Here is a 13,264-nt window from a genome sequence, read left to right on the forward strand (position 1 = left end):
CAACTCCGATCTGCTATTTTTTACGCAATCTTTACTTAACTAATCCATTTTAAGAACCAAGGAAGTCTGGCTTTATCAGGTGAGTTTGCTTGATTGATTCGTTCTTGAATTAAAGCTAACAGGTGTACATTTTCTTCTTCAGCTTGTTGTTCAAAGTAAGGTTGCTTAGTCAGTAAAGTAATGGCTTGGGCGACATGTTCAACAGGCCAAATATGGAATTGGCCTTCTTGTACGGCTTCAACGACAGCTGATTTAGTACATAAGTGGCGAACATTTGCCATTGGGATAATGACACCTTGGTTGCCTGTTAACCCACGCTTTTCACAGACATCAAAGAAACCTTCAATTTTTTCATTCACCCCGCCAATAGGTTGAACATAGCCAAATTGGTCAACCGCACCTGTGATAGCAACTTGTTGATCAATAGGCTGTAGTGATAATGCGCTAATTAAAGCGCACAGTTCTGCGAGTGATGCGCTATCACCATCAACTTCACCATAAGATTGCTCAAAGACGATAGAGGCGGAGAAAGGCTGAGGTTGCTCTAATTTAAGCTCGTAATTTAAATAGGCTTGCATGATCATCATGCCTTTGGCATGGATATTCCCACCCAGCTCTGCTTTACGTTCTACATCTGTGAATTCACCGTCACCTAAATGTGCGACACAGGTAATACGGGATGGCTCACCAATGGCGTCAGGGTGCCCTGGATATTGCAAGACAGACAAGCCATTAACTTGGCCGATAACTTCGCCCTCAGTTTTAACGAAGATTTGTTCTTGCAGAATATCGTCCTGAGTACGTTCAGCAAGAAAACTGTGGCGCCATTGGCGGTTTTCATTTGCTTGCTTAAATGACTCTTGAGTCAACAAATGGTTAACATGGTAATGGCTGGCATCAACAAGAGAGCGAACTAACCAAAGAATATCAAGAGGAAGATTAAATTTATCCTCACAGTAACGTACAGCTTGTTGGATAAAAGGGACCCATCCATCAGGCGAAATATGTGGTAATTTATTGGAGTCAATAATGGATTTTATATAACGCATCCATAAGCTCAATTGTTCCTCATCTTCGAAGAACATAACAGGCTCATATTCGCCATAAATAGCGCAGCTAAATAGCTCCGGTGATGTAAATTCAAATTCTTCTAAAGCTAATCTATCACCAACAATAATAACTTTAAGCTCTAAAGGTTGTGGCTCAATTTCAATCGGTAAAGGCTGATTTTCAGAATAAGGCAACCATTCAAGTTGTTGACGGTTAACCATATTTTTTAGGCGAGCCCACATTAAAGGTTGGTTGATTAATGCGCTAGCTGCGATAACTAAGATCCCGCCATTAATTTGGTGAAGTAATCCTGGCACTAAATTCAATGAAGGGGTGACATAGCCAAATAATTGTTCGGGTTCTATCCAACTACGGTAAGCGATTTTTTCATGAGAAGAGAAACGGCTTTTAACACCACTTTTCCACTGAAAAAGACGGCTATCTTCAGATAATTGATAATCACCATCAATGGTATTTATCTCTGCCAGTAAGGGGGTAATTGCATTAGCATAAAGGCTAAGATACGCCTCACTTTCATCAGACTTGATAAACATAAAGCGTGTTTGGGCAAATTCATCAACGAAATGTTGTAAGCCATCAGATAGCCTAGGCTGAATATCTGATAAAACTGTAGGGGTCAACGTTTCTGAAGATACAAATTTCGTCTGAAATGACGATAAGTTAGGAATTAGGCCTTGCCATGTTAGTTCTTGACTGATCACTATAATTATCTGCTATTAATAGGGTTATAAATAAAATGCCTGCCAATAAGCTGGGCGTATATGCCTGAATAAGGTTTATTTAATAAATTTGCTAAATAACATTGTTTGTTTTATAAACAAATTTCAGGCTCATTCATTACCCAATGGGCAAGCTTGCTATATTAGCCTTTGATAGGCAATCTTGCAGCAATAATTGTTGAATTATCGACTAGAATAACGAAAACATAAATACAATTGGTAGTGTCATTGGCCAAGTTAAGCCAATAAGTATGGCGCTCAGTAAGCGCATAAAACAGTTAGGGTCTTTTGTTACGAGTAGGGTAAATAGCATTGCGCATACACCGCCAATCCCATAGATGACGAGTATGTATTCAAATGTGGACATGCAGTTTTATTAATTTGTTAACAGATAGGGGCAGATTGTACACTATTTTTACAAGGGTAGGTTATCTTCTTTATTGAAAGAGTGAATATTCCACTAAATCGAATATCTGCTTGAGTATTTTGTATATAATCTTGCTAATATAAAGATAGGTTCAATTTTCTTCAGGAAAAATTATGAAATATCAGCAGCTTGAAAATCTTGAATGTGGCTGGAAATGGGAATACCTCGTCAATAAGGCAAGGGGTGGCGAAGCAATTACCCGCTATATAGAAAGAAGCGCAGAAAAAGAAGCGATAGACTTGCTGCTAAAAATGGAAAATAGACCGATTGATGTACTAAAGTGGATCACTCTGCATATGAATCCAGAGCTTGATAATCGAATGAAACAGAGTATTCGAGCGAGGCGCAAGCGTCATTTTAATGCAGAACACCCACATACACGTAAGAAATCAATAGATTTAAACTTTTCGGTGTGGCAGCGTTTGTCTAATCTTGCTGTGAAGCGTAATAAGACGTTGTCTGAAACTATTATTCAGTTGATTGAGGACGCGGAACATAAAGATAAATATGAAAGCCAGATGAGCTCATTGAAACAAGATTTACAAGCTATCCTTGGGACACCAAAGGGAACGGATAATTAAAAAAATCAGTGATGAGCGTCATTGCATCGTGTGTGTCCAAGCAAGATACCCTTATTACAGAATTAGATTTTTTAAAAGTAAATTTTTGGGTTGTACTTATTTTGTTATTTCTGATGATAAAAAACCCCAATATTCATTGGGGTTTTTGTTTTTCAGTTCGAAATTCAAACTAGGGCTAAGAATTAAGCACCTGGTTGAGTTACAACTTCAGTTGTACCTTGGATTTCGATTTCAACGCGACGGTCTGGCGCTAAACACTCGATCAGAGCAGCACGGCCTTTAACATCGTCACATTTGTTACCAGTTACTGGATCTTCTTTACCACGGCCTTCTGCAGCGATTGCGCTAGCTGGAACGCCTTTAGCAACTAAGTAGTCAACTACAGACTGAGCACGTTTTTGTGACAGTGGCAGGTTGTAGTTTTGTGAACCGATACGGTCAGTGAAACCAACTACCAGTACGCGACCTTGAGTTGGGTCGATGCTGCTCAGTTCGTTGTACAGCTCATTCAGAGCTTCTTGACCTTCTGGTTTCAGGCTTGCTTTGTTGAAGTTAAACAGAACGTCTGAACGCAGAGTAAAGCGTTTGTTTTCAACAACTGGAGCTGGAGCAACAACCGGAGCTGGAGCAACAACTGGAGCATCAGCTTGACCGAAACGGTAAGCAACACCAACGCTCAGCATGCCGTTGTCTGGACGAGTACCGATGTTGTCTTTGTCACCTAAGTTGCTAACCCATTGGTAGTCTAAACGAGTAGCCCACTCAGGAGTGATTGCGTACTCAAGACCCAGTGCGTATACAGGTGCAACGCCAGTGTCAGTTTCTTTGTAGTTACGTTGGTTAGCTTTAGCTTCTGTACGGTAAACCATACCACCTAAACGAGTGTAAACGTCTAAGTCATCCATGATTGGATAGCTTAATTTAGTAGTTAATGAAACACCCATAGATGTTAAGTCGCCTTTGTCAGCGCCTTTGTATTTCATTTTACCAAACCAGTCATAACCTAATTCGAAGCCCATGTACTGGTTGTATTGGTAACCAGCAAATGCACCCGCACCTAAAGTATCACGTTCGGTAGAACTACCTACTGAAGGGCCATCGTTAGGAGTGAATTTAGTGTCTTCATAGTGAGACCAACCTAATTTAGCACCGGTATACCAAGTGTTATCTTTTGGAGCTGCTTGTGCAACGGTTGCAAAAGCTGCTACTGCCACTGCTACTGCGATAGCTGTTTTTTTCATTTTTACGCCTCGTTATCATCCAATATTGGCTTGGCTTCGCTGAGCCTTATTATATGCCATTGGTTTAATTTACTTGCTAGGTTTCGCAGACATTATCTACAAAAAAATAAGAAAAGTAAAAAAATAATGCCATAAGCCGAACAAGCTAAAGTCTACAACGAACTTAAAAAGATACAAGTAGAGTGAGCAATAATCGTTAAAAAAAGTGTTTTTTTAGTGTATAAATCAGAGAGATATGTATATTTTTAGCAATGATTATTTTTAATCTATCTGATTGATCTACAATACTTTTAATTTAACTTTAGAGACAAATATGTCTAAAGGTTAAATTTAGTAAGAAAATTCTTAATCTTGCCTAGTGGTAATGATTTGAATGAATTTTTAAGTGGTTTGACTGTCTTGCTTGTGTACTAACCATATCATATGTTTTCTGTGGGCGCATAATTAAACCGATAGAACGGCCTTCTTGAGCAGCATATTGCAAACGAATAAAATCTTGCTCGCTTATTTCCGGCAGCCACCCCAAAACCACACTATAATTACCACTTCTTAATGCTTTTTCCATGGCATCAATCGTAGTGATATCTTCCATATGATTTAATTGCATAACTTTATTGGTGGGTATACCTGATTGTTCTAACCAGTGTTTACTGAGTTTTTTATTAGGACTTAGCCAGAGTAACCAGCGTGATTGAACCCCAAACTGGCGAAGCATGGGTAATAAAATGTAATCCATAATAGGGTGTTTTTCATCGTAAACAAGTTCGCTCACCATACCTTGTTGCATAGAGCTGTTAGTAAGCCCTGTCGCAGGGATTGATTGTGCGTAATTATTAAGAGAATGTTCTGTTGAGTTGTTCCAAGAATAGATGCTCATAATTTACCTCGTTACAATGCTGTATGAACATACAGTAACTGTATATCCATCCAATATCAAGACTATTTTTTCAAAGCGCTTCGCAACTTTGTTGTTTTTTTCTGCATTCTTCTTGGCATTTTTTATGGATGCTCTCAAAATTGGTTATGCGTAATTATCTGTAAAAAAAGAAATTATAAAATTAATTTTCTCAAGGATGAAAATTGAGCATACCCAAAAAGGAGTTTGGTAATGTTGTTAGAAGAAGAAAAAAATTTTTATTTATCCCGTTTGTTAAGTCAGTTTGGCGAGTTAAAACGTAAAAATCATTTCGGTGGGTTTTGTCTATTAGTCGATGATGCAATTGTAGGGTTGGTACTCGACGGTTGTTTTTATTTGCGTGGCTGCTTAGTGGCAAGAAGTCACTTTGAAGCGTCAGGGTTTAATCGATTAGTTTATACTAAAAAAGGCATTCCATTGGAAATGCGTTACTACCAACTTTCGGAACAAGTTTGGCATGACGAGTCCTTGTTTCTTCAATATATTGAGCTGGCATACCGTTCAGCTATCGAGGAATTAAAACAAAAGCAATCAATGACTATGCGTATAAAAGATTTGCCTAATATGAATATGTCGGTTGAGCGCGCACTAGGGAAAATCGGTGTATCTCATGTTGATGATTTGCGTTTGATGGGCGCAAAGGCTTGTTTTATGAAGTTAAAAAAACATGGTAGGAATAACCCCAGTATTAAGTTACTCATTGGCTTAGCCGCTGCAATAGAGGGGTGCCATAGTGCTGTTTTACCCAAGGATATCAAACAAGAGTTAATCGCTTGGTATAATAGTTTTGAGTTGACGTCAGCCTAAACCTGCGAAAGTGGACTGGTATTTTTGTAGTTAATATTACATTACGCCATATGAAGATGGGCGGGTATTTAGAATTTCAATACCCGCTCATCGGTATATTTATGACGCACTAATGGTTCGAATTATTTGTTTTATCTCAGGAATTAGTTCGAGCAATAACTTAGTTTGTTCCATGATAAGTAACGTTTTTTCGTCATCACTGGTTGAAATGTTATCTATGCGCTGCAATAAACTGTGGCGAAGTTTATCTGATTTTTCATCAATAACGAGTGGGTCAATGGTTGTGATTTGTAGCGATGATTCAACATAACAAATAGCGTCGTTGAGTAATGAAAGATTACCTTCATTTTGCATTTTTTCACGATGCGCACCTAATGCAGAGATATAGCTGAGTAAAGTGTGGTTTAAGCAGAGAAGGCGAAAAGCTTGTTCTTGAGTGATTCGATAAGACTTAGGGTCAGAAGCCATATTGGAGACAATAGAAGCGAATTCTGCATCATTATTATGTGCGTCTCTTCGTGCGATTCGATATTCAAGGCGGTTGTCTTTACCTTGGTAGTACTGTTGTAAAATAGCATCTAAATAACGGCAGTTGCTATCCATGGTTTTTTGTATGACCTGGGGAAGTTGACGGAATTTCCAGTCAGGCCAAATGAAGCTGACGGCAAGTAATGCAATAAAGCAACCAATTAATGTGTCAATGATCCGTGGAAGTGCAACGTCAAACCCTTCGCCAAGTAGGTTAAAACAAAACAAGACGAGTAGCGTGATAAATAAGGTTGCTTGGGCGTATTGGCTACTGCGAAACATAAAGAACAGTAAACCAGAAATAACGATTAGCGTGAGTTGGCCTTCCATTGAAGGGATTAAATTCAGCAAGGGTAAGCCAATGAGAATACCAACAATCGTGCCTATTATACGTAGAGCTAAACGGCGTTTAGTGGCGCTGTAGTTAGGTTGGCATACAAATAAGCTAGTGAGTAATATCCAATATCCTCTTTCCATATCAAATAGTTGGATGATGATATAGCCAGTACAAAGGAGAATTGACATTCTGACCGCATGGCGAAATAAAGAGGATTTCGGGGTTAAATGGTGTTTAACTCGCGAAATAATATCACTAATACCTGATAACGATTCGTCAGATAATTGCTCTATTTGTTTATTATTTTGCTGCCATGTACTTTGCTCAAGGCTTAGGCCTTTAAGTTGAACGTCAATGCCTTTTAAGTTTTTAAGCAAGTTATACAGAGCTTTAATTTCATGAAGCTCAGGTGATTGCTGTTTTAGTAGCTGTAGCGATTTTTCAATGTAAGTGAAGGTACGTTCAAAACGAGGGTTATGTTGGTATTGTTTACGCCATAAAACCGATTGAGCAACTTGCTGGCAGGCTCTTGCTTGCATGGTTAGTAGGCGTTGGAAACGAAATAAAATATCACAATGACGTAAAGTACGGCTAAGTTGTTGGTATTGTATGTGAGATGAACTTGCTCGTTCGTGAATATCTTGGGCAACAAAATAATAATGCAGTGAATTTCGCGTGCCTTTTTGTCCCCGATCTCCTTTTAATCGGCTCAGTAATGCAATTTTAGCTTGGTTCATGGTGCTAACTAAATGACTGTTTACTAAAGCTAAATCATAAACTGAACGTTGGTAGTCATCTTCTAAGTCTGGGTCAAATAAGTTGGCTTTTGCATCTAGATAAGCTGAAAGTTGCTGGTAGCATTGGGTTATTGCATCTTGTAGTGGCCTAACAGGAAATAAAATATGGCCAATCAAAGTTAAGATATTATACCAAATTGCCCCTGTGAGTAATAATGCAGGTTGTTGGTACCAAGTATCAAAAATAGGTACACCGAGCATGGTATAAATGGCAATTAACAGTGCACCAAATGCGATGGTTGCGTATCGCTGCCCTAAAGCACCAAGAAGAATAAAACCACACGTGGAAAAGGCGAGGCCAAAAAAGAAAAACAAAGGGTATGGAAACAGCAGTTCAATTGAAACGGATGCAATAAAAAAACAAAAAAGTGTAATAATTAAATTTTTTATTCTGCCAGTTAGCCTATCATCTAAGTCAGTCAGTGCTGCAGCAACCACGCCCAAGGTAAGTGGGATAGTGATTTTAGGCTCTTGGTTTAATAACCACGGCACCAAGGTTGCGCCTGTCAGGGCTATAAAGATTCGGATATAATATAAAATATGGCTGTTATATAGCACACGACGATAACTGGTAAGCAGTGTTAGCACAAAGTACCTCAAAGGTAAGACAAGCCCTAATCTATATAGGATAGCTTGTTTGCAAGGAATAAAAAACCGTTTGGAATCAAGCCAACCGTATTTTTGTCATTGATTTTCTCAGGTGCAGGACGTATGGAACTGAAATCAACACAGATTGGACAGCGTCTGGCTCAGCATCCCTACAATCGGGTTCGCTTGCTCAACGCAGGTATTGAAGTGAGTGGTGAAAACCACCAATATCTTATCCCATTTAATGAACTCATTGATATTCGTTGTAAGAGAGGGATTGTTTGGGGGGAGTTAGAATTTGAAATTGTGAATGAGCAGGTTGTTCGTTTACATGGTACGGAATGGAAGCAAACTCAGCGCTTTTATCATTACTTAAATGAAAAATGGCAACAATGGAGCACTGAAATGAGCCACGTCAGTGCTAGTGTATTGAGTGAATTAGTTAATTCGATTGAACAATTGACGCAACAAGATCATTGGTTGACGTTGCGCCACTTAGCCGAGATAAAAGATAAAATATCACAGAAATTCTCATCGCTACCTATGCCTTTGGCGCGCCTTTTATTATTTGAAAATTGTGCACCACAATATCACGAATGCTTAAATTGGCTAAATAATGGCCAAAACTGTCGACGGCAAATTAACGATCACTGGTGTGAGTCTGTCTTAGTTCACTATCACGATTTTTTCCAGCAAGTAGAAACATCACCACTCAATTATTCACAGTCTTTATCTGTAATTAATGGTGAGGATAACGTATTAGTACTGGCGGGGGCTGGGAGTGGTAAAACATCAGTCCTCGTGGCTAGGGCTGGCTGGTTGATCTTGCGAGGTTTGGCAAAACCAGAACAAATCCTATTGTTAGCTTTTGGTCGCAAAGCGGCAGATGAAATGAATGAACGTATTCATTCACGACTACAACAAGATATTGAAGCAAAAACTTTCCATGCTCTTGCTTTACACATTATTCGTGAAGGTAGCAAAAAATCGCCAGTAATTAGTGAGTTAGAAACTGACACTCAAAAACGGCAAACACTATTATTAAATGAATGGCGAGAACAATGTTCAGCAAAGAAAGCACAAGCAAAAGGCTGGCGAGAATGGCTTTCTGAAGAATTGCAGTGGGAAATTCCAGACGGTGAGTTTTGGAAAGACGAAAAATTAAGCAATAAAGTGGCTGCTAGGTTAGACCGTTGGCTAAGCTTAATGCGTATGCATGGCGGTAGCCAGAAGGACATGATTGATAATACGGAAGAAGAAATAAGGGACCTTTTCCAAAAGCGCATTCGTTTAATGGCGCCGTTATTGAAAGTGTGGAAAAGCGCTTTGAAAGATGAAGGTGCAATTGATTTTTCTGGATTAATTCATCAGGCCATTAATATTTTAGAGAAAGGGCGTTTTATTAGCCCATGGAAACATATTTTAGTCGATGAGTTCCAAGATATTTCGCCTCTTAGAGCTAAATTATTGCAGGTACTACGACAGCAGAATAAGCAAACGACGTTATTTGCTGTTGGAGACGATTGGCAGGCTATCTATCGGTTTAGTGGTGCAGAATTAGACTTAACAACATCGTTTGAGCATAACTTTGGCATTGGAGAACTTTGCGCTTTAGACACCACTTATCGTTTTAATGAGCGTATTGGTGAAGTGGCTAACCAGTTTATTTTACAAAACCCAATGCAGCTAGATAAACCATTGAATAGCTTAACGAAAGGGAATAAAAAATCGGTTGTTCTTCTTTGTGAGGATGCCTTTGAACGTTTGTTGGACAAAATGAGTGGCTATGTGCTTGATGATGAAACGGTATTAGTGCTAGCCCGCTACCATTATTTAAAACCTACTATTTTAGATAAAGCCAAAACTCGTTGGCCAAAATTAAATATTCAGTTTATGACGATTCATGCCTCAAAAGGGCAGCAAGCAGACCATGTCATCATTTGTGGTCTGAATAGCGGAAAGGATGGTTTCCCTGCTCCTGCGCGCGAATCAATCATTGAGCGAGCTTTATTGCCTAAACCAGAAGATTTTGATCACGCAGAAGAAAGACGTTTGCTGTATGTCGCATTAACACGGGCTAAGCAGCAAGTTTGGTTACTCTATGACCCAGAAAAACCGTCAGAATTTGTTGATGAACTCAAGCAATTGGGCGTTCCAAAGCAAAAGAAACCTTAAGGTAATCTTATTTTGTATTAAGCGCCAGAATGCTGTGGCGCTTAATATTGGTAGATTAGTTAGTTCGTTTATTTAAATAGCTTTCGTAATCAGGAATAACGACGTCTATTACATTATCAAAATAGGGTGATGTGATTAAAAAATCAGCAGTTGCAGGGTTGGTCGCGACAGGAATATTCCAAACTGTAGCCAAACGTAGCAATGCTTTAACATCAGGGTCATGAGGTACAGCGTTAAGAGGGTCCCAGAAGAAAATCAAGAGGTCGATTTTTTGTTCTGCGATCATTGAGCCTATTTGCTGGTCTCCCCCCATAGGGCCACTTAGCATACTGGTGACCGGCAACCCAGTGTGCTGGTGGATTAAATTACCTGTTGTGCCGGTTGCGTATAATTTGTGAGTTTGGAGCCGTTCATTGTTTTTCTTAGTCCAAGATAATAATGAAGGTTTACAGTGGTCATGGGCAACCAAAGCAATATTTTTTGAGGCTGTAATTTTACGGGTTGTTGATTCCATGATATTCCCTTAAGTAAGATGCGAGATAAACATCTTTAAAAATTGAATGAGCAAAGATATACAACATATATCATAATGCTAGTGAATAGTTTATAGGTTTTGGGAGATATTTTGATGAGAGATCAAGAAATTGCTGAAATTTTAAAGTGTGTTCGAACTATTGCTTTAGTGGGAGCGAGTGATAAGGCAAATAGGCCGAGTTATGAAGTTATGGAATATCTTTTGCATCAAGGCTATACCGTTATTCCAGTGAGCCCCAAATTGGCAGGGCAAACTTTATTAGGGCAGCTTGTATACGAAAAACTTAGTGATATACCAGAGCCTATTGACATGGTCGATGTGTTTCGTAATGCAGAAGCTGCAGTAGGAGTGGCCAGAGAAGCAGTGGAAATTAAAGCTAAAGTTTTGTGGTTACAAAAAGGGGTGATTAGTGAAGAAGCACAGCAAATCGCTTTGCAGGCTGGTTTGCAGTTTGTTATGGATAAATGCCCAAAACAAGAAATACCTGCTTTAGGTCTTGAAAAATAAAGTATTTCTAGCGTTAAAAAAGTAAAGCAGCTAGTGAGCTGCTTTACGGTTGCGTTCATAAATAACAATATAAATATTTGAAGGTTAGTTGCGAAGGCGAGGTGCTTGCAACTGAGACCTTATTGATTCCGCTAGTTCATCCATTGATGGTTGCTCTGGATGGTCTTCTACGGTTTCATAAGTAATTTGAGCTTCAGCCAAATAAGTATGAACAGCATCCCCATTGTCATCTTCCATAACAACATGATACCAAGGTAGATCGCGTAGTGTGCTGTTAGCGGCAATATCATCATCATGTGGTTGTTCGAGCGAATACTCAGCGTCTACATCGACAACAACGCCTAAGTAGCCGAGAAGTTTGTGTCTAACTTGTTGCCCGATTCCATATTTACTGGTGATCATCATAGCGACCTCCTAAAAGCCTTGCTTATACTTCAAACTATATGTGGGCAGTGCTACGCGTTTTCAAGCTAAGATATAGACAATTATCAATAACGCAATACACTGTCTTTATACGTAACGATCAAAAGCAGTGCCTCATTTAGCAGATTATCTGTTCAATGAATAAAAAACAACTGTTAAAAGAAGGTATCAATACATTATGCTCTGACAATGGAGGCTCACATGATTACATCAGGTCGATATTTTTATATTTATGGTCGTGTTCAAGGGGTTGGGTTTCGTTACCAGACCTATCATTGGGCTAATCAGAATGGCATAAAAGGCTTTGTGTGTAACCGGGATGACGGTAGTGTTAAGCTAGCTATTTATGGCTCAGAGCAAGATATTGAGTTTGTTGATGAGTGGCTGAAAGCTGGGGGGCCTCCAGGGGCAAAGGTAGACCATTTTTTTACCGAAAACTGGAAAACCGAGCCAATAGCGGACTTTAGTGTCCGCTATTAGCGGAAATTAAATGCATTTCACCGGTTTTGGCAGGCCTGCAAGTTTAGTCGCTTGTTTAGCAGGACCTTTAGGAAATAACCGGTATAAATAACGGCTATTGCCTTTTTCTTCCCCAAACTGCTGGGAAACTGCTTTAACTAACATACGAATAGCAGGAGAGGTATTAAATTCCAAATAGAAATTCCTGACGAAACGGATAATTTCGAGGTGTTCATTGGTAATTTCAATATCTTCTTGCTGTGCGAGTAAAGGAATTAATTCTTCACTCCATTGTTGGCTGTCAAGCAGGTAACCTTGCGCATCTGTTTCTATTTCTTGATTATTAAAAACCAACATACTCTTTTTCAACTCAAATAAAATTAGAACGTAAATTTAGCAAAAATAGAGATGTAACCCAAGTAAAGTCGTTAGAATGTTGATATTTTCGCCTAACAGTATGAAAGACGTATATTTTTAAAGCGAATGATCACATTAGGGGTTTACATCCAATGAGAGGATGTTTATAGTGCACGTCATTGCGGAGGGGTGGCCGAGCGGCTGAAGGCAGCGGTCTTGAAAACCGCCGATGGGAAACCATCCGAGAGTTCGAATCTCTCCTCCTCCGCCATCTTCACTTCTAGTAACGTCTTACAAAGTCTTCCAATCCCAAGTAAATCAAGCATTCTAGCGAAATTACACACTACCGAACCTACTAACGTCTTTCTAAATCCTCTACAATTTGTTGTATAGTTTTTTGTATAGAAATTCCCTCTACAATTTTCCTGTAGATAAATCCTACACGCTGGCATTATCGCTGCTATCATCTTTTATATCGTTTTGATTGGTGCAATACTGGGGTATTAGGTTACTTTTACTTAAATATCGGATGATTCTCATATGTCTAATAATTAAAATGGTAATATCCACTTCGGCGGATTTTTTAAAATTATTACCGAACTGTTATTTTAATAAGCCATGAATATATTTTGATTGTTTTAAGGCTAATTATTACTTATCCATCTACGGTGGCTTCATGGGTAATTGTTCTAATTCGCGTAGTTCTTTTTTGAGTGGCTTTCTTTGATTAAAATGTTGATGTGCATTAAAAGCAATTGCTTGTGTTATTAATATCTCATAAGGTGGATTATCCATC

The 13,264-nt window shown here is 39.0% G+C and carries 13 protein-coding genes and 1 tRNA gene; 6 read left to right on the forward strand and 8 right to left on the reverse strand.

The features are described 5' to 3' along the window. Positions 1-35: 35 nt before the first annotated feature. Complete coding sequence (locus PR800_RS00995) at positions 36-1,772, reverse strand: Lon protease family protein (RefSeq protein WP_272529974.1); 1,737 nt, start codon at positions 1,770-1,772, stop codon at positions 36-38. A gap of 208 nt (positions 1,773-1,980) precedes the next feature. After that, positions 1,981-2,157, reverse strand: coding sequence for a GhoT/OrtT family toxin (locus tag PR800_RS01000; protein WP_004909646.1), 177 nt, complete (start codon positions 2,155-2,157; stop codon positions 1,981-1,983). A gap of 173 nt (positions 2,158-2,330) precedes the next feature. On the opposite strand from PR800_RS01000, the gene matP reads away from it, so the two are divergent. After that, positions 2,331-2,798, forward strand: coding sequence for a macrodomain Ter protein MatP (gene matP / locus PR800_RS01005; RefSeq protein WP_166185307.1), 468 nt, complete (start codon positions 2,331-2,333; stop codon positions 2,796-2,798). Positions 2,799-2,980: 182 nt separating this feature from the next. On the opposite strand, the gene ompA is transcribed toward matP, so the two are convergent. Both ompA and sulA read right to left on the reverse strand, forming a co-directional pair. Then, positions 2,981-4,039: a porin OmpA gene (ompA, locus tag PR800_RS01010; RefSeq protein ID WP_210850282.1), complete on the reverse strand. Its 1,059-nt coding sequence runs from the start codon at positions 4,037-4,039 to the stop codon at positions 2,981-2,983. A 355-nt stretch (positions 4,040-4,394) separates the two neighbouring features. Next, positions 4,395-4,916 (reverse strand): SOS-induced cell division inhibitor SulA, encoded by a 522-nt coding sequence (gene sulA, locus PR800_RS01015; RefSeq protein ID WP_166268055.1) that lies wholly within the window; start codon positions 4,914-4,916, stop codon positions 4,395-4,397. Positions 4,917-5,147: 231 nt separating this feature from the next. Here sulA and PR800_RS01020 point away from each other — a divergent pair, with 231 nt between their 5' ends. Continuing rightward, entirely contained in the window at positions 5,148-5,762 is a 615-nt protein-coding gene (locus PR800_RS01020; RefSeq protein ID WP_102138513.1) for a TfoX/Sxy family DNA transformation protein, read from the forward strand. Positions 5,763-5,861: 99 nt separating this feature from the next. On the opposite strand, the gene yccS is transcribed toward PR800_RS01020, so the two are convergent. Next, positions 5,862-8,012 (reverse strand): YccS family putative transporter, encoded by a 2,151-nt coding sequence (gene yccS, locus PR800_RS01025; RefSeq protein ID WP_148241594.1) that lies wholly within the window; start codon positions 8,010-8,012, stop codon positions 5,862-5,864. A gap of 123 nt (positions 8,013-8,135) precedes the next feature. Between yccS and helD the strand changes: the two genes are divergently transcribed. Continuing rightward, a complete protein-coding gene (helD, locus tag PR800_RS01030) occupies positions 8,136-10,187 on the forward strand; it encodes a DNA helicase IV (protein WP_231068986.1) in 2,052 nt (683 codons plus the stop codon). Between the two features lie 55 nt (positions 10,188-10,242). Here helD and PR800_RS01035 read toward each other — a convergent pair whose 3' ends face one another. Next, positions 10,243-10,701, reverse strand: coding sequence for a methylglyoxal synthase (locus PR800_RS01035; RefSeq protein WP_102138515.1), 459 nt, complete (start codon positions 10,699-10,701; stop codon positions 10,243-10,245). Positions 10,702-10,815: 114 nt separating this feature from the next. Here PR800_RS01035 and PR800_RS01040 point away from each other — a divergent pair, with 114 nt between their 5' ends. Further along, positions 10,816-11,229 (forward strand): CoA-binding protein, encoded by a 414-nt coding sequence (locus PR800_RS01040; RefSeq protein WP_102138516.1) that lies wholly within the window; start codon positions 10,816-10,818, stop codon positions 11,227-11,229. Positions 11,230-11,313: 84 nt separating this feature from the next. Here PR800_RS01040 and hspQ read toward each other — a convergent pair whose 3' ends face one another. Beyond that, on the reverse strand, positions 11,314-11,634 hold the full coding sequence (gene hspQ / locus PR800_RS01045; RefSeq protein ID WP_004256095.1) for a heat shock protein HspQ: 321 nt from the start codon (positions 11,632-11,634) through the stop codon (positions 11,314-11,316). 219 nt (positions 11,635-11,853) lie between these two features. On the opposite strand from hspQ, the gene PR800_RS01050 reads away from it, so the two are divergent. After that, positions 11,854-12,132: an acylphosphatase gene (locus PR800_RS01050; protein ID WP_195698474.1), complete on the forward strand. Its 279-nt coding sequence runs from the start codon at positions 11,854-11,856 to the stop codon at positions 12,130-12,132. A gap of 6 nt (positions 12,133-12,138) precedes the next feature. Here PR800_RS01050 and PR800_RS01055 read toward each other — a convergent pair whose 3' ends face one another. Then, positions 12,139-12,468: a TusE/DsrC/DsvC family sulfur relay protein gene (locus tag PR800_RS01055; RefSeq protein ID WP_004256090.1), complete on the reverse strand. Its 330-nt coding sequence runs from the start codon at positions 12,466-12,468 to the stop codon at positions 12,139-12,141. A gap of 183 nt (positions 12,469-12,651) precedes the next feature. On the opposite strand from PR800_RS01055, the gene PR800_RS01060 reads away from it, so the two are divergent. After that, positions 12,652-12,739: transfer RNA gene (locus PR800_RS01060), tRNA-Ser, on the forward strand. Positions 12,740-13,264: the final 525 nt, after the last annotated feature.

Origin of the sequence: Providencia sp. PROV205 (assembly GCF_028479505.1) — a bacterium.
GTDB classification, from domain to species: Bacteria; Pseudomonadota; Gammaproteobacteria; order Enterobacterales; family Enterobacteriaceae; genus Providencia; species Providencia huaxiensis.